18 protein-coding genes and 1 rRNA gene are annotated in these 22,482 nt (G+C 43.0%); 2 read left to right on the plus strand and 17 right to left on the minus strand.

Translation table 11 applies throughout. The features are described from left to right. Window positions 1–41: 41 nt before the first annotated feature. The 13 genes from G9G54_RS23795 to G9G54_RS23855 all read right to left on the minus strand — a co-directional run bounded on the left by G9G54_RS23795 (window position 42) and on the right by G9G54_RS23855 (window position 16,081). Window positions 42–1,256: an ABC transporter permease gene (locus G9G54_RS23795; protein ID WP_165179844.1), complete on the minus strand. Its 1,215-nt coding sequence runs from the start codon at window positions 1,254–1,256 to the stop codon at window positions 42–44. Next, window positions 1,253–1,990 (minus strand): ABC transporter ATP-binding protein, encoded by a 738-nt coding sequence (locus tag G9G54_RS23800; RefSeq protein WP_061830961.1) that lies wholly within the window; start codon window positions 1,988–1,990, stop codon window positions 1,253–1,255. The genes G9G54_RS23795 and G9G54_RS23800 overlap by 4 nt, the downstream gene beginning before the upstream one ends. After that, on the minus strand, window positions 1,987–3,459 hold the full coding sequence (locus G9G54_RS23805; protein ID WP_165179845.1) for an efflux RND transporter periplasmic adaptor subunit: 1,473 nt from the start codon (window positions 3,457–3,459) through the stop codon (window positions 1,987–1,989). The genes G9G54_RS23800 and G9G54_RS23805 overlap by 4 nt, the downstream gene beginning before the upstream one ends. Before the next feature lie 35 nt (window positions 3,460–3,494). Further along, window positions 3,495–4,601 (minus strand): TolC family protein, encoded by a 1,107-nt coding sequence (locus tag G9G54_RS23810; protein ID WP_165179846.1) that lies wholly within the window; start codon window positions 4,599–4,601, stop codon window positions 3,495–3,497. Window positions 4,602–4,813: 212 nt separating this feature from the next. Beyond that, the gene (locus G9G54_RS23815) at window positions 4,814–6,826 is read right to left on the minus strand and encodes an ABC transporter permease (protein WP_165179847.1); all 2,013 of its coding nucleotides are present in this window, start codon (window positions 6,824–6,826) and stop codon (window positions 4,814–4,816) included. Next, the gene (locus G9G54_RS23820; protein ID WP_061830969.1) at window positions 6,792–7,571 is read right to left on the minus strand and encodes an ABC transporter ATP-binding protein; all 780 of its coding nucleotides are present in this window, start codon (window positions 7,569–7,571) and stop codon (window positions 6,792–6,794) included. Before G9G54_RS23820 ends, G9G54_RS23815 begins: the two co-directional genes overlap by 35 nt. A gap of 101 nt (window positions 7,572–7,672) precedes the next feature. Then, window positions 7,673–8,659: a sensor histidine kinase gene (locus tag G9G54_RS23825; RefSeq protein WP_165179848.1), complete on the minus strand. Its 987-nt coding sequence runs from the start codon at window positions 8,657–8,659 to the stop codon at window positions 7,673–7,675. Then, window positions 8,656–9,357 carry a response regulator transcription factor gene (locus G9G54_RS23830; RefSeq protein ID WP_165179849.1) on the minus strand — a complete coding sequence of 234 codons (702 nt, stop codon included), beginning with the start codon at window positions 9,355–9,357 and terminating at the stop codon, window positions 8,656–8,658. The genes G9G54_RS23825 and G9G54_RS23830 overlap by 4 nt, the downstream gene beginning before the upstream one ends. A 487-nt stretch (window positions 9,358–9,844) precedes the next feature. Then, window positions 9,845–10,687, minus strand: a complete 843-nt coding sequence (locus G9G54_RS23835) for a carbohydrate ABC transporter permease (RefSeq protein ID WP_165179850.1) — start codon at window positions 10,685–10,687, stop codon at window positions 9,845–9,847. Window positions 10,688–10,715: 28 nt separating this feature from the next. Further along, window positions 10,716–11,594 carry a carbohydrate ABC transporter permease gene (locus G9G54_RS23840; protein WP_061830977.1) on the minus strand — a complete coding sequence of 293 codons (879 nt, stop codon included), beginning with the start codon at window positions 11,592–11,594 and terminating at the stop codon, window positions 10,716–10,718. 78 nt (window positions 11,595–11,672) lie between these two features. Then, complete coding sequence (locus G9G54_RS23845) at window positions 11,673–12,974, minus strand: ABC transporter substrate-binding protein (RefSeq protein WP_165179851.1); 1,302 nt, start codon at window positions 12,972–12,974, stop codon at window positions 11,673–11,675. Window positions 12,975–13,173: 199 nt separating this feature from the next. Next, complete coding sequence (locus G9G54_RS23850; RefSeq protein WP_165179852.1) at window positions 13,174–14,280, minus strand: response regulator transcription factor; 1,107 nt, start codon at window positions 14,278–14,280, stop codon at window positions 13,174–13,176. Beyond that, window positions 14,273–16,081: a cache domain-containing sensor histidine kinase gene (locus G9G54_RS23855; protein WP_165179853.1), complete on the minus strand. Its 1,809-nt coding sequence runs from the start codon at window positions 16,079–16,081 to the stop codon at window positions 14,273–14,275. The genes G9G54_RS23850 and G9G54_RS23855 overlap by 8 nt, the downstream gene beginning before the upstream one ends. 177 nt (window positions 16,082–16,258) lie before the next feature. On the opposite strand from G9G54_RS23855, the gene G9G54_RS23860 reads away from it, so the two are divergent. Both G9G54_RS23860 and G9G54_RS23865 read left to right on the plus strand, forming a co-directional pair. Further along, the gene (locus G9G54_RS23860; RefSeq protein ID WP_061830985.1) at window positions 16,259–17,245 is read left to right on the plus strand and encodes a LacI family DNA-binding transcriptional regulator; all 987 of its coding nucleotides are present in this window, start codon (window positions 16,259–16,261) and stop codon (window positions 17,243–17,245) included. 82 nt (window positions 17,246–17,327) lie between these two features. Beyond that, complete coding sequence (locus G9G54_RS23865) at window positions 17,328–19,604, plus strand: alpha-galactosidase (protein ID WP_165179854.1); 2,277 nt, start codon at window positions 17,328–17,330, stop codon at window positions 19,602–19,604. A gap of 133 nt (window positions 19,605–19,737) precedes the next feature. Here G9G54_RS23865 and G9G54_RS23870 read toward each other — a convergent pair whose 3' ends face one another. The 4 genes from G9G54_RS23870 to rrf all read right to left on the minus strand — a co-directional run. Continuing rightward, on the minus strand, window positions 19,738–20,283 hold the full coding sequence (locus G9G54_RS23870; RefSeq protein WP_165179855.1) for a GNAT family N-acetyltransferase: 546 nt from the start codon (window positions 20,281–20,283) through the stop codon (window positions 19,738–19,740). Next, the gene (locus G9G54_RS23875) at window positions 20,280–21,005 is read right to left on the minus strand and encodes a YjjG family noncanonical pyrimidine nucleotidase (protein WP_165179856.1); all 726 of its coding nucleotides are present in this window, start codon (window positions 21,003–21,005) and stop codon (window positions 20,280–20,282) included. The genes G9G54_RS23870 and G9G54_RS23875 overlap by 4 nt, the downstream gene beginning before the upstream one ends. A gap of 273 nt (window positions 21,006–21,278) precedes the next feature. After that, complete coding sequence (locus tag G9G54_RS23880; protein ID WP_165179857.1) at window positions 21,279–22,130, minus strand: alpha/beta fold hydrolase; 852 nt, start codon at window positions 22,128–22,130, stop codon at window positions 21,279–21,281. Between the two features lie 277 nt (window positions 22,131–22,407). Next, window positions 22,408–22,482 (minus strand): 5S ribosomal RNA (gene rrf, locus G9G54_RS26280); the annotation flags it as partial.

The following is a 22,482-nucleotide window of genomic DNA, read 5'->3' on the forward strand; positions in this document are numbered from 1 at the left end:
CGGTACGTTACTTGATAGTTTTAAATTCATATCCCTGCTTATTATTCGTATCTCAATGCATCTATAGGCTTCAAACTTGCTGCTTTATAAGCCGGGTATACTCCAAATAGGATGCCTGTGCCCGCAGAGCTAAGAAACGAATATATGATAGGCGAGATCGTAAATTCAATGGTCATATGTGCAGTTGCCTCAAGTATTTTGGATGCCCCTATGCCTGTTACAACTCCGATTGTACCTCCTAATAGACCAAAGATGACCGCTTCAGATAGGAATTGAATCATAATATCTCTCGGCTTGGCGCCAATAGCTTTTCGAATACCGATTTCTCTTGTACGCTCTATAACCGACACCATCATAATATTCATAATTCCGATTCCCCCTACTACGAGCGATATCGCGGCTACACCTCCTAGCAAGCTGGTCATGATATTATCTACACCTGAAGCAGCACCTGCTGCTTCTGACAGACTCATAATTTGAAATTGATCCGGTTCCGAGGGTTTTAGCTGGTGCGTTAAACGCAAGCTATCCAATATGTCTGAACGAGCCTGATCCATCAAAGCTGGTGACTTGGCGGATATGTCCAATCCTGTAATGTTCTTCTCACCCAGACGGTTCATTATGGTTGTAGCAGGGATGTAAATTTGTTCATTAGTGCTGTAACTTAATTTCGTTACTGGCTGAGTATTTAATACTCCAATTACCTTGAAAGGGATCTGTTTAATTTGAAACGTTCGTCCCAATACATTTTGGGTATCTCCACCAAAAAGACGTTGAACCGCCTGGCTTTCAAGAATGGCGACATTCATGCGTTTATCCATCTCATCGTTGGTAAATGTTCTGCCCTCGGCAAAGGAAAACTTTTTGACTTTATAGAATGAAGCGGAAGTCCCTACAATAGTGGCGTTATAGTTATATCGCCCCCACGTAGCTTTTGAATTGCTCGTTATATTTGGCATCAACGCATCTATGGAATTCTTTTGTTCCAACGCCTCGACATCAGCCCAAGTAAACGATGGAGTGTTGTCATAATCTATTTCACCATCGACCATTGTCATAGCTGGCGCAACCATCAATACGTTATTCCCTAATTTATTAATTTCCGCCTTTATGCGGGTTGTAGAGCCGTTTCCAATCGCCATAATGGCAATAACCGCTGCCACCCCGATAATAATACCGAGTATTGTTAAAAAGGAGCGTAGCTTATTGGTTGTTAAACTGTTAATTGATACACGGATCGTTTCCATTAAATTCATAGGCTTGCCATCCTTGATGAAATTCTTCTATTCATAATGCTCTCATCCCGCTCAATATTCCCATCACGAAAGCTGATCAGGCGCTTGGCATATTCGGCAATTTCCAGCTCATGAGTAACCAAGACAATGGTTTTCCCCTGTTCATTCAAACCTTGAAACAGCTCCATAATCTCGACACTCGTCTTTGTATCTAGTGCCCCCGTTGGCTCATCCGCCAGCAGAATAACAGGATTATTCACCAACGCACGCGCAATGGAGACACGTTGCTGCTGACCACCAGATAGCTCATTAGGCTTGTTGTACATCCGTTCTGCAAGCCCTACACTTCGAAGCGCCTCCACAGCTCGTTCCCGGCGTTCCTTGGCAGGTATACCTGCATACATCATTGGTAGCTCTACATTGGCTAATGCTGTAGTTCGGGGAAGTAGATAAAATTTCTGAAATACAAAACCCAGTTTCTGATTTCGAATCTCGGAAAGCTCGTTCTCACGAGCATCCAAAATGGAATACCCATCCAAATAATACTTCCCCGTATCAGGATGATCAAGGCAACCAATGACATTCATCATAGTGGACTTACCCGAACCAGAGGGGCCCATTATGGCAACAAACTCACCTTCGCTAATAGATAAATCAACACCACGTAGAGCCTGAATCTCCTGACCGCCCACCTCATATATTTTTTTTAGTTCTTTAATTTCAATAACGCTTTTATTCAAACGAACTTCGTTCATTGTGCCTGACCTCCATCAAGGTCCTGACCCTCTTGACTGCCATTCGGACCAGCACTACCACCCTGAGGCGGAATTACTATGGTTTCGCCTTCCTTGACACCGGACTTGATTTCGGCCTGATCCGCTGTATAGACCCCCAGCTTCACTGGTCTGAATTCATAATCTGCAGGGTTAGCCGGGTTCTTTGCTACATATACTCCGTCCACTCCACCTTCGGATCTCAATGCGAACAATGGAACAGACAACGCATCTTTATGTTCAGCCAAGAGGAGTGACACATCCATGTTCATCCCTGGTTGTAGTCTTATCTTTTGACTATCCAAAGACAATTCAATTTTGTATGTAGTCACATTGGATTCCGTAACCGGCTCTGGAGAAACAAAGAGGACTTCGCCTTTAAATCGTTTGTCCGGGAATGAATTCGTGTGTAACGTAGCCTGGAGCCCAGTCCTCATTTTAGCAATGTCACTTTCGTTAACCTTGGCACTAACCTTCATAACGCCTGTATTGGAGTTGTTCATAACAATGAAAGGGGCTGTAGGACTGGTACCCACATCGCCATTAACCTTCAAAATAATTCCATCCCACGGTGTCGTAACCTGTAATTTCTTCAGAACACTTTTCTTCTGTTCCAATTCCGTTTCAGCCTGTTGTAAAGAAGCCTGTGCGGATTGAATATTGGAGGCATCAGGCGGGGACTGTGCTGCCTTTAATTGTATTAAAGCTGTTTTATAGCCCATTTCCGCATCCTCAATCGCCTGAACTTGTCGATTCCTTGCCTTCTTGTATTGAAGTTCAACATTATTCATATCCAATTTTGCCTTATCCAGGTTTTGCTTGGCCGTCGCCAGGTCACTTTCTGCAGCTGCATCATTCTGGACTAGATAAGTCTGGTCATCATAATCCTTCTGGGCTTTATCCAAAGTCATCTGAGCCGCCTCTTTTTGTGCAGCGACTTCTTCCAGCTCCATGGAATCCTTGGCTGTTTTAATGGCCATCTGAGCCTTTAGGACATTTGCCTTCTGGAGCTCAATATCACTAGGCTTTGGTCCACGCTTGGCTTCCTCCACCTTGGCTCGGGCAATCGCTACATTGGATTCAGCATTTTTAATTTGTAACTTGGAATCCGAATCATCCAAACGAGCCAACACCTGACCCGCTTTAACACTATCTCCTGCTTTAACATTGACGGCAATGAGCTTGGCACCCTCAACATTTGTAAAATTGATATTGACTTCCTTAGAAGCCTGAACGGTTCCAGTTACTTTAAGCGATTCGGTCATGTTTGTTTTCTGTACCTGTACGATCTGGTTCGCAGGACCCTCCACGGGCTTTTCCTGAATTCTATTCATATAAACAGTACTGCCAATTCCCGCTATAATAATCAAGACAAGAATACCTATGATCCCTTTCAATCTTTTTTTCCTTTTTAACACTTGCAATGCATCTTTCTTTTCTGTTTCCGACAATGTTATATCCCCTTAAAATGTATTTTTTCTAAAACCTATACGCTCCACGGTTTGTTTAAAGCATGTTGCAGCATTGTCATTTGAATAATGAGTTCATCTTTATTCCGTTCAATTTGCTTCACTTTTAACTGATTCGTGGCGACCTCCGTACCTGTGGCAAATCCACGTTCCCTTTTTTTACGAGATATGTCCAACACTTTAATAGCGTTCTGTAAATTACTTTGCATTTGTTCGTATTGTTCATCATTTTGCTGTAAGTTAAAGTAGATACTCTTTAGTGATTCTGCCAATTGGTCCTTGGTATTTTTGAGTCCACCTTCTGCCGAGTCTACATCAATCTGTTTAATTTCATAATCGTCCGTTCCCGAGTTCCATGTGTAATATTTAACTTCCATTTTCGCCAGCTTGACAGCCTCCTCCTGTCTCCATACAGAAGGACTCGCCGAGATTGCACGCGTCACAAGCGTATCCAAATTCGTGTTATCCATTTTCCGGTAAGCGGGTCGATCAACCAGTTCATATACCGTACCTTGCGGTTGCCCCATTTGGGTGTTTAGCACCTCTAACGCTTTTTGCAGCGCAGATTTTGCAATCTCTACATTCTTTTCTGCTTCTAAACGAGTCTGAATAACGGTGCTTTGTTCACCTGGAGATATTTTTCCACGGTGGGCTTTCGCCTCAGCAGCTTTTTCCTCCAATAACGCAAGCGCAAGTGCATCCTCACTACTCTTCACTTTGTTGTCAGCCAAAAGTACGTCGTAGTAGTCCTTCATTGTGGTGTAGTCTGTCTGATCTTGAGCAAGTTCGATTTGCTTCTTTGATTCCAAATAAGAAACCGTCGATGAAGCATACCCCTTCCAAGCTGAGCTACTAGCCGCGTCTTCTTCACCGTTGCCTGCACCTGCTGGAATGAAATCCAGATTCTTACCTGCATTTTTTAGGTTAATCCGATTACGATCTATCGTTTGCTGGGCTTCTTTCAAACTAAAGCTATTAGACCGTGCCCATTGCTGGGCTTGACTCAATGTTAGCTTCACACTTGCATTGGAAACCAATTGCTGCCCCTCTGCTTGAACAAAGGACCCTGAAAAAGAACTGGTTGATAAGGCCAACAACAATAAAATAAACACACTTTTTTTCATAGATATCCCCCCTCTTTCTAAGTTTATTAAGTCTAATAAATACGTTGTTATATGAATTACAATTTTTCCTCTACACTACAATTTCTTTGTATGACTCCCCATCAAGGAAATCGTGAATTGAGAGCTGCATCGTCTATAATCCGTGGAGATTCCAGAAAGGAGGAACCACTCCTCCCCTTTCTGCAACTTTTTTACACACAGCTTATCGTTCCTTATAACATCTTCAAATCCAATTGACGAAGGTACAGGAACCGTACAATAAGAAAGGAAAAGAATTGGATTGCCCAAAAACACAGCATAATCTGAATAAGCGTAATGCTAAAGGGTGCTACATATATTCCAGATGGTTCTGACATAACTAAACAAAGCACTATTCCTATGGATGATACGACTAATGGCAGAAGAAATAAGAAAGCAATTTGTCTGGAGGCAGCTCGTCTCATTTCTCTTGAGTTTAGTCCGATTTTCGATAAAGCTCGGTATATTTCCTCATCCCGTTGAAGATCTACATACAATCTGAAATACAACAGACTTACAGTGCTTGCCAACATAATAATGGCGATAAATCCGCCAATAAATTCGCTAATATTCAGATCCATCTCCGATGTCAAATAATCCACTGCTCTAGAGTTAAGCACCCCTTTATTCACCTTGTGGGCCAACATGGAATACAACCATATCTCCTGTTGAGTTTCTGAAGTATCTAAAGAAAGTTGACCATTCTTCCATTTTGGCACAAAGTAGTAAACAGATTTGTATGCCAATGGATCATTGAAATACCGTTGTTCAATTAAATGGTCGTAAGTTCGATCTGGAACAACAAGTAACCGTGCTAGTTCAGAGATGATGTTTTCATCAGACTTTAAGTTATGGTCCAACTTCTGAGTATCCATAATCTGAATATTCATAATCTGAGATTTTCCTTGATTGTAAGTTAGCTTTTTTTCAAAAAAGGTTTTCTGTTCTTCTAAAGACATCCCGTTTGAATCAAAAATGAAAAAGCCTTGATGATCCCGAAGCGCTACTGCCTGTTTTAGCTCCTTAAACCTGGAAGCAAGAGCCTCATAATTGGATTGTTTCATCACTGGCGCGAGCTGTTCATGAAAGGGAAAGATCAACACTTCACCTTTCGAATAATCTACCCCAGCCGTATGAAGATTTTGGTCAATCTCTTTTTCAAGCTCTATAGAACTTACAACATCAGAAGTAAGTGCAAATGAATAAGATTGCTCCTTAAGAAATCTTTTTTGCTGCTGCATGGAGTCAAACGTTGACGCTGCTCCTACACAGGAAATGATAGAAATTAGGGTAATTAATGAAAACAGCCCGGCATTATTCCTAATTTTGTATGTGATCTCAGATAACCATAATAAGCGTATTCCGCTCCAAGACCATTTTCTGTTAGCTCTAAGCAATTGAATGAATAGTACACATAATTGGGTGTAAAATAAGTAAACACCAATAAATCCCATTACAACTGTATATTTAAATGTGTCTCCAACTGAATAGTGTAATATATAAAAAGAAAGAGTCCCCAAACGATACGGTGCCAGATAAATGTAGGGTGGAAAATCAATCCTCATCAAATATACAGCCGCTCCTATTAATACTATGGCAAGAAAGGACAGGCTCCATGAAGCTTTTAAACCTTTTTTTAGCTGTGGAACCTTGCTAAAAGGCTGCTGTAATTTAAAATGGCGTATGAAGAAAACAGACACAAATGAGATCAATATAAACAAAAACATAAAGCCCACCACGGTGAAAGCCAGTGCTTTCCAAGGAAAATAAAACGTTAAATACATTCTTACGACATTCGAGCCCAAAAGTAGAAAGAATTTCGCTGAAACAAATCCTCCGATAATCCCGGTAATTAAGGATAAAAAGCCTATAATTAGATTTTCATATGCGACCAAAAAATAAATCTGTCTGTGATGTGTCCCTAAAATGGTCAGTATACCAAATTCTTTTTTTCGTGCAGCAACAAAAATATGGTTTGTGTATAATACGAAGAAAAAGGAAAACACAAAAATCAACAGATCAGCAACTTGTAATCCCTTTTTCACATTAGCTGCTGTGATTGCATCTGAGACATCCGGGTGAAAAATAAATATCGCATATACGAAAAAAATCGAAATCATCAATGAGCTGCTTACATAGTAAGGTACATAAGCACGCACATTGTGCTTGAGATTATTCCATGCTAACAGACGAAAGCTCATGCGCATGTCTACTTCCCCCCAAAAAGGAGAGTATATCTATAATTTCTTGAAAAAATAATTGCTGACTATGACTACGATGGATTTCATTATATAACTCACCATCTTTTATAAAAATAACCCGATCGCAATAACTGGCTTCCACGGCTCCGTGTGTTACCAGCACGATTGTGGAATGATCCACACGACTGATAAGCCCCAGCATTTCCATCACAACACGTGAAGACATGGAATCGAGATTTCCAGTGGGTTCATCTGCGAGCAAGAGTGAAGGAGAGTGAATAATAGCCCTGCCTATAGCTGCCCTTTGCTTTTGTCCCCCTGACACCTCATAAGGCCGTTTATCCAAAATATCAATAATATCCAGTTTCTTCGCTACCTCTTCCAGTTTGTGCTCCATTTCCTTTAATCCTTTTTTATTCAGCATCAGAGGAAACAGTATGTTCTCTCCCAAAGTGAGAGTTTCCAGCAAATTATAGTCCTGAAATACAAATCCCAGCTCTTTGCGACGAAATAAAGCCAGCTTATCCTTCTTGAGCTGATGTGGATTTTCCCCTTTAATGCAAACCTCGCCAGAAGTCGGCATATCAATGGTTGAAATCATGTTTAATAACGTAGTCTTCCCACTACCAGACGGCCCCATAATGCCAACAAACTCGCCTTGTTTGATCGTTAAATGGATGTTGTTAAGGGCTCGGTAGGGAACCTTGCCATAGTATATTTTGGTGACTTGATCCATTCGTACAATCTCCATAATTCATTCCTTTCTTTTTCCTATGTCATGATCATAATCCATCCAGACAAGTGAAGCGATCGATTAACATTACAAAAACCTTAAATCTGTTGTAAGGTTTCTCATTTGCGAATTGGAAACAGAATTTGAACCGTCGTCCCTTCACCAACCGTCGATTTTAACTGAATGTTATGATTCAGTCTTTTGCAGATTTCAGACACCAAATAGAGTCCCATCCCGGTTGATTCACGATACTTCCGCCCATTTTCACCTGTGTAATAAGCCTCAAATACCCGTTCTACGTCTTTTTTAGGGATACCAATCCCCTCATCCTGTACTTCCATCACAATGACATGATCTCTTACGTGAGACATCAGTTTCAGACTGTGGGCATGACCTGAAGAATACTTCACCGCATTGGTCACCAATTGGTTAATTATGAATCTTAGCCACTTGGCATCGGTTATCACACACAACTGCTCGTCCACTTCATTGGAAGGATAAATTTCGTTACGAATCAATAGTCTTTTGTTATCATAGATCACATCACTAACCAGTTTTCGTAATACAACAGGCTCCACATGAAAATCAGGTTCAAAGGATTCCAACCGTGACATATATAAAATCATGTCTAGTCCTTTTCCCATTCGATCAATTTCATCGTAAATCTGATCAGATTCAGGATCTATTTTTCCTTTGAGGATTAAATGAATAACAGCAAGAGGAGTTTTCATCTGGTGAACCCACTGATTGATAAATGTAATATGATCACGCTGCTGATGCTCTAACTGATGAATTCGAGACTGATACAATCGGTAATATTGTAAAAGCAAGTGTTGCAAAGAAGAGGCTAACGGATTAAGTACCTTCATCTGAATAAGCTCATCTAAATCTCTTAGGTTCGCAGTGGATAATATTCGATATAAACCAGAGTACAGGACATATCGGAAGAGCAAATAAACCAGCAATATGGAAGCCCCAAAAAAGACGGAATACAGGGCCGTCGGCCAGTTACGGTAACCATCCAACCAATAGATACTTAACACAAGAAAAAGTTGGATGATATTAAAAATCACCAGCGAAAAATGGTCACGCCAAAAAAGCTTCACCGTTCATCCTCCTCAGTCAAGTGAAGCCGATAGCCAGCCCCTCTAACCGTCTCTATGATATCCCCCAGTCCCAGCTCGCTCAGCTTTTTACGGACACGAGTGACATAAACATTTAATGTGTTCTCGCCCACATATTGGTGATCATCCCATAAAGCCTCTAAGAGATGAACTCTACCCACAACCTGTTTAGGATACGTCATTAATAGCTCTAGCAGCGCTGCTTCTTTCTGGCTAATTTCGACCTGCTTGTCATGGAACACAAGTTCCATAATATCGGGATATAGCGTCAAACCTGACACTTTTAAGGAACGTGATTTTGGAGCAACGGCATAAGAACCATAGGCACGTCGCAGATTACTTTCTACTTTGGCTAACAGTACTTCGGGATAAAATGGTTTCGTAATGTAATCATCTGCTCCATTTTGCAAAGCAATGACCTGATCCATTTTATCATCGCGTGCAGACACAAAAAGGATGGGACATGTAGATTGAGTCCGTATTTGTCTACACCAATAAAATCCATCGAAACGAGGAAGATTCACATCAAGTAGTACCAAATCAGGCTCTACCTTTTGAAAGGCAACTAAAACTTGATCAAAATTTGAAACAATAACTCCTTGGTACCCATATTTTTCAAGATATGATTGGAGCAAGGAGCTGATTTGAGGGTCATCCTCTACTATTAATATCTTTTGCATTGTGTTTTCTACCTTCTTAGTGCTTGAATTTTTAACAACTGATTTCTCTATAATGCCTTTATTTGATCATTCAAGCAATAACAACAATCTAACCCCCTTTGGTTGTAGATTTAGGAGGTTTTCGTGGTGGTGTATATAGAACCCCGGATAATATGCATGGTGCCAAATACCAGAGTGATTAACAATATAATTATAGTAACGACAACTATTACTGTTATAATGGTTTTTTTACGATTTTTTAATATTTCATTGAAACTTTGCTTTGGATCTTTCAATTCTGCTCACTTCTTTCCTTGCCTAGCTATTTACCAGCATAATTAGTTTCTACATAACGAACAACAGTTGAATCTTACAAAAACATTTCTTTGCTGTAAGGTTTCTGATTACCTACAGACCATCGTCGGATTGAACTAACGTATATACATAACAAAACTGCCCGGGGTTGAGAATCTTTTTCTGATTCTCAACCCCGGGCAGTTTATCCTTTCTATCCTTTTACAGCCGAACCTACCGTCATCGCCCGCTCCACTTGTTCACTCAAGAACAGGTAGACGAGTACCATCGGTAAGGAAGCCATAGTCATAACAGCTCCCATGGCTCCCCAATCCGTGCTGTAGGAACCTTGGAAGAAAAGCAATCCGAGTGGTAATGTCTTCATATTTTCATCAGAAATTAGAATATAGGCCAAAGTGAACTCATTCCAGTTATTCAAGAATTGAAAAATGGCCACCGTCGCAATTGCGGGCAATGCAAGTGGCAAAATGATTTTCAGGAACAGTCTATAAATATTAGCTCCATCCATGCATGCCGCCTCTTCAATCTCCTTAGGAATTGCTATAAGAAACCCGTAAAAAATCATGGACGAGAAAGGAAGTCCAATTGCGATATAAGGAAGAATAAGAGCTCCATACGTATTGGTAAGATGAAAATCGCGAACCAGAATCGCCAGCGGTATCATGATAACCTGCAGTGGCATAAACATTCCTATGATCATATAAGTCCGAACGGCAGAACGAAACCTCCATCTCATACGAGCCACTGCGAAGGCAAACATCAGAGCCAGTAAAAGGATGAACAGAGTCGAAATCGTTGATACGACCAGACTGTTCAGAAAGTAACGGGGAATATTAAACTGCGTCCAGGCATTAATGTAATTTTCGTAACGAAAATGCGTCGGCAATCCAAATGGATTAGAGACAAAGATCTCATCGTTGTTCTTGAACGAGTAGGAAACCATCCAGAACAACGGGTAGACCGAAACAATAAAATACAACCACAGCGGTATCTGCAGAACAGCTTGTCTGAACTTGCTCAAAGCGGTTTTACTCATTTCGTTCTCCTTTTCGATACACGCCTTATCAGGCGGTTTGTCCGCGGTCGAACAGCTTATTGATGACTACAGTTGCCAATAGTGAGATTAGTACAAGCAGCACGGATACAGCACATGCATACCCATAGTTGCTTTCCATGAAAGCATAGCGGTAAATCATGAATGTCATTGTATAGTTTGTAGTGCCGGGGCCACCATTTGTCATAATCAGCATCTGCACAAAGGCCCCAATTCCAGAGGTAATCGCAATAATAAAGCAGAATTTGTAAGTTTCCCTCATCAGAGGAAGTGTGACATGCCAGTGCGCTCTCCATTTGCTGCAGCCGTCAATCGTGGCGGCTTCAAAGTAGTCCTCGGGTACTGACTTAACTCCTGCATATAGCAGCGCAAATTGATACCCCATAAACTGCCAGGCATTAACGAAGGCGATGGCAATAATCGATGCTGTCGGGGAGCTTAGCCAATTTTGCTGATAAGGGATGTTCAAGAGATCAAACAGCCGGTTGATCAATCCGTTAGTTGGGTCATAGATTGCAATCCACAGCTGGCACACCACGGTTACCGATAAGACAACTGGGATAAAATAAGACGTTTTCAGTATTTTTCGCCCGCGTGTGCGCGGGTCCGCACAGATTAGCGCTAATAGTGTTCCCAGTCCGATCTGAAAGACCGCCAGCACAATGGCAAAGATTAATCCGTTCTTAAGCGAAGTAGCAAGTAGAGGATCGGAGAACAGTTCCCGATAATTACTCAGTCCCGAAAAGGTCAGCGTACTCAGGCCGTCCCAATCATAAAAGCTGCGAAGAACAGTTTGCAGAACGGGATATATCAGTATCACGCTATACAGTATCAAAGCAGGGAGGAGAAACAGTGCGAGCGCCGATTTGTTCCCCAAATATTTATTCATGTCTTGCTTCCACCCCTTATCTTTGGAACAGCATCCCCCAGCGACTTATCCGCCAAGGGTTGCCGAATTCCTGAATTCTCAGTTTTCTTTTTCCAATGTACTATTCAGATTGTTCACAAAATCCTGTTCAGAGAAATTGTCTACCATTAAATTTTGAGTATTGTCATTAATGGTGTTCTGAATTTTTGTATTGCTCAGAAGTTGAGCATATTCCTGCGCGTTTGGCAGCAACTCTTTGACGACTCGCTGCATCATTGCTGGGACATTGGAGGCCATTGGCTTATCCACTTTCTGCGAAACAATTGGACTTCCAAGTTGGGTGTATCTATACTCGGCTGACTTGGTGGCAAGGAAGGCCGCTACCTTTACAGCTGTTTCCTTGTTCTTGCTACTCGGTGATACTGCGTAACCTTGTGGTGAACCTGAGCCGTCTATGAAATATTTGGAATTCTCGTAGGTTGCTTCATCCTTTGCAGGCCAGTACATCCAATCGACCTGGTCGCCCAGCTTTTCTTGTGAACTGTAAATTTCCCATTGTCCGTTCACAAACATAGCAGCCTTCCCCTGATAAAATAAGGACGATGCCTGATCATAATTGGTATTCGTGGCGTTGGCGTCGAACAATCCGGCTCTCTGCAATTGCTTCATCTGCTGAGCTGCTGTTACAAATGCTTTCGGCAATGCTATTACACCTTTCTGATCAAGTGCTCCGAATCCATGTGGCTGCTCCCTTGTAACCAGTCCATTATAAAAAGCGGTCGTTATCCATTTTTCCTTGGCAAAGATTGACATAGGCACATAACCTGCGTCTTTCAACTTTTTCGCTGCATCGGCCATCTGGTCAATCGTCTTAAGCGGTGTTTTGATTCCGACCTTCTCAAAAATTGACTTGTTATAATAGATCATTTGGAATTCTATACCGGTTTCGGGATAAGCATATACATGATTGTCTGGAGCTACCAAACGCGATTCAACACCAGGGTTAAGATTCTTCTTGAATTCGGCCGTTGTGTCATAGTTGTCCAGCACCTCAACATTTTTCGATTTTGCGAAAGTTTGCAGAACAGACCAATCCGCTAAATAGATGTCCGGCATGTTTCCCGTTGCGGCATAGGTTTTCAGCTTCTGGCCTCCATCCTGCACGGCAGGATCCAGTTCAATCTCTACGTTTGGCATCTTCTTTTTGAGCTCTTCCACCGCATAATCGAACGGCTTTATGGTATCGTCATCAAAATGCTGCGCATACACCTTCAATTTGATCGTACCGTCCCCTGCCTCGCTCTTGGAAGAGGTCGAGTTATCTTCGCCACAAGCGACCAATCCAATAGACATGGTGAGCACTAGCAAAGCTGCACTCCAACTTCTGTAAGTTTTTTTCATGTGTTTAATCCCCCTCATGCAGTGTGTTTTTATGATTACGCTTTCATTTGCATGACTACAGTATACATCCGCTTCTTTTTTTGATTAAGGAATAAAACGGGCTTAATCAGTAAAAAACGGGACAAATAGAGCAGCGGTTCTCCATATATAGGAAAACCGCCAGGCTTAAAGCGATTTGTCCTGCCTCGTAGGAAAGGCGCTACCTTTTTTTAAGTTGCTCATATTCAGTCGGTGTCATGCCAAAGCGTTTCTTGAAGCATTTGCCGAAATAATTGGGGTCACTGTATCCAACACTTTCAGCGATTTCTGACAGCTTCCGATTTCCATTTAGCAAAAGCTCCTTGGCCTTTTTCATCCGGATGTGTGTAATATGATCCACTATGGAGAAGCCAGACTCCTTGCGAAAAACGCGCCGGAGATAGCTGGGATCGACGAAAACTCCGCACGAAACCTGCTCAGCAGACAACTCTGTGTCTGCATAATGGTCCTCGATATAATTGATCGCCGCCGCAAACAAATTGGAAGCCTTCGTAGGACGCATATTCTCCATCAGCTGGATCAGCTTGCGGTATAGGGCGAGCATCCAACCTTCAGCAGCCTCCCAGGAATCCAACTCCCGCAGCCGGTCGTAAGGAGATTTGTTCCCTCCTTCATCCCATAGCCGATCATAAGGAATACCGCGTTCACTTGCAAAGGAAAGTGCTAGAGATACGATTCCCATAAGCATCGCATCCGCGTATTCATCCCCCCACTTGTATATACTAAGCTGCCGGATTGCCTTACGGACCTCCTCTAACGTTTCACTGTCTTTCATTCGGAGGTCTAGCACGACCGCATCACGCAGATGGCCCAAATCAGGCATACCTGCTCTGCCGTGCAACGCTTCGCTACCATGCTTACCCCACTCGGTACTTTCGCTCTCTTGTGGAAACACTGGTAGTTTCGGCTTAATACGTTCCAACATCGAGAGCATTTCTTCTGCATTGAACGGCTTCAACAAATAATCCTGTACTCCGGTTCGAACCGCCTTCTGTAGGTATTCAAATTCGTTATGTCCGGATATGAATACAATAACGATGCGTTCGAACTTGACTTTTAACCTCTCGGCTAATTCAATTCCGTCAATAAAGGGCATATTGATATCTACGAGGGCGAGATGCGGCTGATGCCGCTCGGCTTCCTGAAGTGCTTCCTGGCCGTTCCTTGCTTCGCAGCAAACCCGAAAGCCATGACTTTCCCAATCTATCTTAATACGCAGAAAGTCTCGGAACAGCGGTTCATCATCGACAATCATCACTTTATACATCTTGGTGTTCACTCCCCTTTGGCAGCATCGGCAGCAACAGGTCAACAGTTGTTCCCTCCGTGAGCACACTTTGCACGGATATCCCATACTCCTCGCCAAAATACAGGCTCAGTCGTTGCTGAACACTGTAGGTACCGATTGATCGTATTCCTTCTTTCGGTAAATGTCTGGACATGATAGTCTGAACTTGGAATTCATCCATCCCCACACCGTTGTCCTGCACCCGAACGACCACCTTATCGCCCTGTTTAAAGGCAAAAATACGGATAAAACCTTTTGTTTCTTTCTTCTTAAGACCATGGTAAATCGAATTCTCGACAAGCGGCTGAAGCGAGAGCTTCGGGATCGGTGTACCTGCAAGCTCGGGAGGGATATCCACTTCATAGCGAAACACATCGGGATAACGGATTTGCAGAATCGTCAGGTAATCATCAGTAATCTGGGCTTCCTTTTCTAAAGTGATTAATTCCCGTCCCTTGTTCAGCACCATTCGATAAAAATCTGCCAGCGCTTTTGTAGTATCTCTAGCCTCCTCATTACGATCTAACTCATTGAGTGCATAAATGGTATCCAAAGTGTTGTACAGAAAATGCGGTTTAATTTGGGCACTTATCAGTGCAAGTTCATATTCACGCTTACGGTTCTGTTCCTGCCTTACCTCATCCAGCAGCTCCCGAACTCGTCTTATCATAAAATTAAACGCTTCAGCAATGGTACCGATCTCATCCTCTGTGCGGACTGTTGTAACCGATTGCAAGTCACCGGTTACAACAGTCCGCATGGCCCTAGTTAGTTGTTCGAGAGGGCTAACGACCATTTTAGATAGAAAGCTAGCGCCCAGCCAGGAAAAAATAAGACATAACACGCCGATTAAGAGCGACAGTCTAACATTTTGCCGGACATCAGCCGTAAGCAGGCTAAGAGAAACAATATTGACCAACTTCCAATCCATCCGGTTGTAATCCGTGACCGTTACCAGATTGCCCTCATACTCGAATGAGCACGTTCCATGGGATGCATTAGGTGCACAACGTTGGATGGACTCACCCAGCTGTGGATTCACCGGATTCATCAGCATCTCATTGTCTTCTGCCACAGCCACGCGCATTTCGTTATCTAAAAAATAATAAGATTTGGGCGCATCTGGATCGCTGGAACGAAAGTAATCGGACAAACCTTCTTCCTTCACTAACAGAAAAAGCGTTCCATAGGGTTCGCCGGTGTCTATATTAATGACCGTCTTCCCCAGCGTCAAAACGGGAGAGCTCGGATCTGGTGTTAGGAAATCCCTCTTCTCCATATCAAACCAGAGGGCCTGTCCATAACTTTCAGATTCCCTTACCCGCTTAAGCATGCTATAGATCTTGCGATCATCCCCGCTTTCGGTATAAGAGGCGAAAATCGTCCCTTCGTTATCAATAAATACAGCGGCATCCACCTCACGAAAGATTGACAAATCAATGGATAGGCGGCTCTGCATCAAGTTTTCAAACTGAATAGGCTCCATGGCAGTATCAGGTTTGACACCGTATGAATCATACATCCGGTTAATATTCGTGACCATAATATTGGCCGCCGTTTCCACACTCCTGAATATGTAATCGGTCCTAGACAAGATAAGCTGAGACTCATCGACAACATTACTGGTGGTTTGCTCTATCAAAGAACGGCTGAAAAGTTGGTTGGACAACAGTCCAAGAACAAGCAGAGAAATAATAATTAGCGGAAGAAATACCGTTATAACCTTGCTTTTAAAGCGAAGTCGACCAAACCACTTACGAGCTAGTGACAGAATATTCAACTAGGACCCCTCCCTCATCAAGAGAATATTCATCATGTTAACACAAACAATCTCTACAGTAGTAGATCAAAAATAAAGTTAAAAAAATTCAACCGTTCTTCTTGAAAGTGCTTTAGAGATGTGTTAGGATAAAGTCGATTTTTAGTAAAATTATTAACTAAAAAGGTGTGAGCTCTTTTGGCAACCATTAAAGACATTGCCCGCGAAGCGGGTGTGTCTGCCGCAACCGTTTCAAGGGTTTTAAATAACGATCTGTCACTGTCCGTAAGCCCAGACACTAAAAACAGAATTTTTGGGGTTGCCGAGCAACTCGGGTATAAGCCTACCCGGCTGAGGCAATTAAAGCAGAATACGGAACGTGCCGGGAAAACGGTCTCCCTCCTGCTGTGGTGTTCTATTGAGGAGGAAAGAGACGATCCGTATTACGCCTCGATCCGCCGTGGAATCGAACTGCGCTGTGAAGAGCTTGGACTGACGTTGGGCCAGACCTTGCGAGGCCGCTCATCCATCGGCACCCTGCAGAAGGCGGACGGTCTGATTGTTGTGGGCGGCGTTGATCCTGAAGAGGTATTCAAACTTCATCCTGACAAGAACACCATTGTCCTTGTCGACCAGTACCATGAACAGCTGGAGTATGATTCTGTACGACTTCATTTCCGGCAAGCTGTTGATCAGGCACTCGGACATCTACTTGAGCTTGGCCACCGACAAATCGGATTTATCGGCGGTAAGAGCGACGGTGAGCGAAGAGCGCATTATTTTGAACGATTCATGCGGGAACAGGGATTGTACAATCCTCAATTCGTCCGTATAGGTGCCTGGAGTACCGCGGATGGTTATCTCATGATGAACGAACTCCTAACCCAACAGGAACGACCGACTGCCTGCTTTGCTGCAAGCGATCCGCTCGCTATTGGCGCCCTCCGCGCCCTTCATGGACATGGAGTCAAGGTACCCGAAGATATGGCTGTTGTCGGCTTCGACGACATTGAGATGGCAGCCTTCGTGCAGCCTCCGCTAACCACTGTCCGTGCCTACCCTGAACAGATGGGAAAGGCTGCCGTGCAACTGCTCTCTGAACGGTTTGAGGGACGTGAACCACCTGCGTACAGCGTGATCGGGACTAAGCTTGTCATTCGGGAGAGCTCATGCAAAAAAGGCTAACATCAGTACTTGAGAGTCTTGTTGTCATTGATCAGTATCCTTACGTAAAACAATAATGATAACCCCCTAAGGAGTGAATATCATGAACATTCATGTTAACGAGGCGCTTGGTTTGTTTCATTTGCAGTCCAAGGATTGCAGCTATATTATCCAGCTTGTAGAAGGATATCCCGCACATGTCTATTGGGGAGCTCAACTTCATCATCACCAAAGTCTCGCAAGTATATTGGAGCTTAGGGAGCGTTGCTCCTTCTCTCCCACTCCCGTTTCTTCCAGCCGTACAATTTCTTTGGACACGCTTCCTCAGGAATACCCCCAATATGGAACAAGCGACTTTCGTCAACCAGCTTACCAGGTTGCACTTGCGGACGGAACTCGGACTACGGAGCTGAAATATAAAGGTTACCGTATTGAACCTGGTAAACCAAAGCTCGAGGGACTTCCTTCCGTCTATGCCGAATCGGATGATGAAGCCACAACCCTCTTTTTGATCCTTGAGGATCAATACTCGGGGCTTAAGACTACATTGCTCTATACTGTATTTGCGAATCATAGTGCCATTGCTAGATCTACTCTTTTTGAACAAAAGGGAAGCGCTACCATAAATATTGAACACGCCATGAGTGCCTCTGTCGACTTCGCCGATTCCAACTACCAAGCTCTCTACTTATCTGGAGCCTGGGTTCGGGAAAGACATATCCAACGCCGTGATCTCGGACCCGGCTCCATTCGGCTCGAGAGCCGACGGGGTTCCAGCAGCCACCAAATGAACCCCTTTCTGGCACTACTTCGTCCTGATGCGACTGAAGATCGTGGGGATGTTTACGGTTTCAGTCTAATCTACAGCAGCAACTTCGTCGCACAGGCAGAAGTAGAGCAGTTCAATCAGACTCGTGTAAGTATCGGAATCAATCCTTTTGACTTCTCCTGGCGGCTTGAGCCGGGTCAGTCATTCCAGACCCCTGAAGCCGTATTGGTCTTTTCCGAAGAAGGTCTTGGAGGCATGTCACGCACCTATCACCGACTCTATCGCACACGTCTGTGCCGAGGGGCTTACCGTGACAAAGAACGTCCGATTCTCGTGAACAATTGGGAAGCCACGTATTTCGACTTCGACGCCGACAAAATCGAAGCGATTGCCAAGGAAGCAGGGCCCCTTGGAATTGAGCTCTTTGTTCTAGATGACGGTTGGTTTGGTAAGCGCGACAACGATGACAGTTCGCTTGGAGACTGGTTTGAAGACCGTCGCAAGCTGCCTGGCGGGCTTGCTGACCTGGCAAAACGGGTTAATGAACAAGGATTACAGTTTGGCTTGTGGGTTGAGCCGGAAATGGTATCACCGGATAGTGAACTGTACCGCAGCCATCCCGACTGGTGCCTGCATGCGGAAGGCCGGCGGCGGACGGAAGGCCGATCCCAACTGGTGCTCGATCTCTCCCGCAAGGAAGTATGTGACTTCTTGTATGAGACACTTAGCTCCGTATTCTCGATCGCTCCGATTACTTATGTCAAGTGGGACATGAACCGTAATATGACGGAGATTGCTTCGGCTACAGCTCCTAGTGAACGTCAAAAGGAAACTGCGCACCGATATATGCTCGGACTTTACGATCTGATGGAACGTCTGACCTCCCAGTTCCCGGACATCTTGTTCGAAAGCTGTTCCGGAGGCGGTGGACGATTCGATCCCGGAATGCTCTACTATATGCCGCAGACATGGACCAGTGACGATACCGATGCTATTGAAAGATTGGCTATCCAGTACGGCACAAGCATCGTGTATCCAGCCAGTACCATGGGCGCACACGTATCGAACGTACCAAATCACCAGGTGGGGCGAATCACCTCCCTCGCTATACGCGGCGACGTGGCAATGAGCGGAAATTTTGGCTACGAACTTGACCTAACTGCCTTTACAAATGAAGAAAAGGAGCTCGCTGCCAAACAAATTGCTCAGTATAAGGAAATTCGTTCCCTCGTACAGCAGGGAGATATGTATCGACTCCTTAGTCCATTTGAAGGCCGAGGCGATACGGCCTGGATGTTCGTTAGCGAGGACCAGTCCGAAGCTTTTGTCGCTTACTTCCGCGTACTAGCTGAACCGAATGGGCCCATCCGGCGACTAACTCTAAAAGGACTTGACCCAGATAAAAAGTATATAATCGAACACGGAGCGACGGGCAACACAGCAGTCCATGCGGGTAATACCTTAGTGGAAGATGGCGGTTCCCCCTTCTGCGTAGCATTTGATGGCGAAATTTTTGGAGGTGACCGCCTAATGAAAATTGGGCTTGTTGTCTCGGATCTCTCTGGAGATTTCGCCAGCTCTACCTTCCGCCTTAAAGCTATCTCTAACTAATAACAAATGCAGTTAGCAACGGTGAATATCGATGAAAAAATTAAAACAAGGCAGTCCGATTTTCCGGACTGCCTTGTTTTATAACTTTGGTCCCTGTAGATTAAAGACACACAAGAGATTGCCAAGCAATTGATCATTTAATAGCATCCTTGACTTTGATTCTCCATATCATATGATCAGAGCCTGCTCCCCAATAATCTTTTAATAAATAATCAGGAGTTCCAAATTTCTTTTTCCATATTTTCTGCGCAATACGATATCCACTATCTAAACAAAATTCTTCTACTCCTCTATTCTTCAGCGCCAAATACATTGATTTCAACAATAAATTCCCTACCCCAATCTTCTGGTAGTCAGGGTGAACAAATACAGTTCCTACCTCGCATAACTTTTTAAATGTATCACTGGTAGATTTACTTATTAGTTGACTTACTGGTCCATATTCAATAGAACCCATTATTTGATTCCCATCTACAGCGATTAAGAAATATCGCTGCTCACCGTGACTCTCCAAGTCACTTTCCAAATATAACCTCTTAGTATCAATTTCCTCCTCTATGTCTTCCAGCATATGACCAATGCCTTCTTTAGCAAACGTGTCTGTAATCACAACTCTAAACAATTCATTTAACTTTTCGATATCCTTAATTTCCGGCCTTCTGATTTCGACATTATTCATCTAATTTCAGCCGATGTATGATTCAGTACGGGATACTTTGAAAGTACACTATTCGGCAGCTCCATCAAACTTGTTATTTCATAAGTAGGTTGAATCCCAGACGCATTTGATTTTCTGGAAGGGTTGAACCAACAGGTATCAATTCCGTATTTGTTCCCTCCTTGAATATCAGAGGTTAAAGAATCGCCGACCATGAGGACCTTACTTTTATTTGAGATGGCCAAATTGGTAAATGCGTAATCGAAAATACCAGGGTGCGGCTTTTGACAACCCACTTCCTCTGAAATAATTACCTGCTCAAACACATCACGCAGCGGCGAAAGCTGAATTCTGGAGGTTTGCACCTCTTTGATTCCATTCGTAATGATCGCCAAACGACAGTCGGATAGTACATTACATAATTCAATCGCTCCGTCCATCAAAAAAGCACCTTCACCCAAATAACGTAAATAAGCAGCACTAAAGGCATCTGGATTGAAGTCTAGACCATGAACAGTAAATAATCGCTTAAACCTCTCGACCCGTAGCTGTGCCGAGGTAATATGTCCTTCCTCTGCCTCTCGCCACAACGAACTGTTGATTTCATCATAGCTGGATTTATACTCCGTGGCCCCTTGCGGCAATCCAAATTGGGCAAACGTATTATGTAGCGCATGACTCTCTGCCATTTTAAAATCAAACAGCGTGTCATCAACATCAAACAAAATAATTTCGTATTTCATAACGACCTCCATATCATTGCTTTACTAAATTGTTCAGTCCGCTTGATCCTTTGAGCTGTTCCAGATAGAAGTACAACAAAAAACTAACAATACATTATTACCTTTCGGTTATTATACAGAACCTAGTTAAGCCGTCAAGTCACTAATAACAAAGTCATAGTATTTTGTCATCGGTGCAAAAGGTAAATAACGCTCAATAATAAAGCCCGTAAAATGAAGGTGATTCTCATTTTACGGGCCACTAAGCATCTAAGAGATGATTTAGCAAGAATCCTAGTGATCTTCATTAATCCATTCGGCTAGTGTTTGATCAAAACAATGAGGTTCTTCAAACATCGGGTTATGCCCACTATATTCAAAAATCACTTTTTTCACGTTCTCGTAGGTGTCATCGACCCTATCCCATAAAGAAACTGGCGCAACCAAATAATCATACCTTCCCAAACCAATAAATACGGATTTATGGATATCCGCTAAGGATTGTATCAAATTCATGTTTCCGAATACTTCTCCCCATAAATAATCAATGATAGGCATGTTCGTATATACATCATTCCACGTGTAAGCCGCATCATAGACATAATCATAAAAGCTTTGAGCTCCCATACGTATACACATGTGAACAAATCTTCTATCAGGGTCTCTTTTGATATCTTCCTCTAATAAAACAATGTCCTTTTCAAAACGTTCCTTTCTTTCTGAACTGGCCGTTTCATTAAAGAAAGAAAAGCTTTGCCGTTGTCTTTCTTGGCTGTTTGTAGGTGCTGAATTTAAAAGTACCACTTTTTGAACATAGTCCGGGTATTGTTTAGCATATTCTAAAGCCATAAAAGCATGCCCGGAATGTCCTAATATGATAAATTCATTTAGATGAAGGCATTGTCTTGCTGTTTCTATATCATTAATAACTTTATCCAAAGTATAGTCTTCTGGTTTTAAAGCTCGAGTCGGTTTTGCAAACCCTCTATGATCCAGAAAAATAAACTGAAACTTTTTATATAAATGGTCTGAAAATAAACGAGGATAATATACACTACTGCCGATCACCAATATCGGTCTTCCGTTACCTTTTATAACATATTTCAGCTCAAATCCATCACTAATAACTGTTTGATAAGTGCTCATTTATAATCTCCTTTTCTTTTTTAAATCACTCCCTTTCCTTTGTGTAATTCCCTTGTATTCTCCATAGAACGTTCCAACACTTCAACTCACCTCAGAAAGTACATTTATTTTTATGAGAAAAGTTTAACATGGTTTTTTCAAAAACAAAACTGTGTTATTTTTCTCTTACTTGTCTTGACTTATGGGATTCATACTGGATTTTTGACAAGCATATCTTTTTGGAAACAAAAAAACCGCGATAATCGCGGTTTTTTATGTAGAGGTCATACTTTTATTTGCTTGGCGACGTCCTACTCTCCCAGGACCCTGCGGTCCAAGTACCATCGGCGCTGGAGGGCTTAACGGTCGTGTT

Origin of the sequence: Paenibacillus sp. EKM212P, assembly GCF_011066115.1 — a bacterium.
Classification (GTDB): Bacteria; Bacillota; Bacilli; order Paenibacillales; family Paenibacillaceae; genus Paenibacillus; species Paenibacillus polymyxa_B.

Bases quoted from the DNA above. Each gene is read 5' to 3' on its own strand.
- G9G54_RS23810 (WP_165179846.1), bottom strand. From the start codon at position 4,601: ATGAAAAAAAGTGTGTTTATTTTATTGTTGTTGGCCTTATCAACCAGT.
- G9G54_RS23815 (WP_165179847.1), bottom strand. From the start codon at position 6,826: ATGCGCATGAGCTTTCGTCTGTTAGCATGGAATAATCTCAAGCACAAT.
- G9G54_RS23865 (WP_165179854.1), top strand. From the start codon at position 17,328: ATGAACATTCATGTTAACGAGGCGCTTGGTTTGTTTCATTTGCAGTCC.
- G9G54_RS23870 (WP_165179855.1), bottom strand. From the start codon at position 20,283: ATGAATAATGTCGAAATCAGAAGGCCGGAAATTAAGGATATCGAAAAG.
- G9G54_RS23840 (WP_061830977.1), bottom strand. From the start codon at position 11,594: ATGAATAAATATTTGGGGAACAAATCGGCGCTCGCACTGTTTCTCCTC.
- G9G54_RS23830 (WP_165179849.1), bottom strand. From the start codon at position 9,357: ATGCAAAAGATATTAATAGTAGAGGATGACCCTCAAATCAGCTCCTTG.
- G9G54_RS23800 (WP_061830961.1), bottom strand. From the start codon at position 1,990: ATGAACGAAGTTCGTTTGAATAAAAGCGTTATTGAAATTAAAGAACTA.
- G9G54_RS23795 (WP_165179844.1), bottom strand. From the start codon at position 1,256: ATGAATTTAATGGAAACGATCCGTGTATCAATTAACAGTTTAACAACC.
- G9G54_RS23850 (WP_165179852.1), bottom strand. From the start codon at position 14,280: ATGTATAAAGTGATGATTGTCGATGATGAACCGCTGTTCCGAGACTTT.
- G9G54_RS23835 (WP_165179850.1), bottom strand. From the start codon at position 10,687: ATGAGTAAAACCGCTTTGAGCAAGTTCAGACAAGCTGTTCTGCAGATA.
- G9G54_RS23875 (WP_165179856.1), bottom strand. From the start codon at position 21,005: ATGAAATACGAAATTATTTTGTTTGATGTTGATGACACGCTGTTTGAT.
- G9G54_RS23880 (WP_165179857.1), bottom strand. From the start codon at position 22,130: ATGAGCACTTATCAAACAGTTATTAGTGATGGATTTGAGCTGAAATAT.
- G9G54_RS23820 (WP_061830969.1), bottom strand. From the start codon at position 7,571: ATGGAGATTGTACGAATGGATCAAGTCACCAAAATATACTATGGCAAG.
- G9G54_RS23845 (WP_165179851.1), bottom strand. From the start codon at position 12,974: ATGAAAAAAACTTACAGAAGTTGGAGTGCAGCTTTGCTAGTGCTCACC.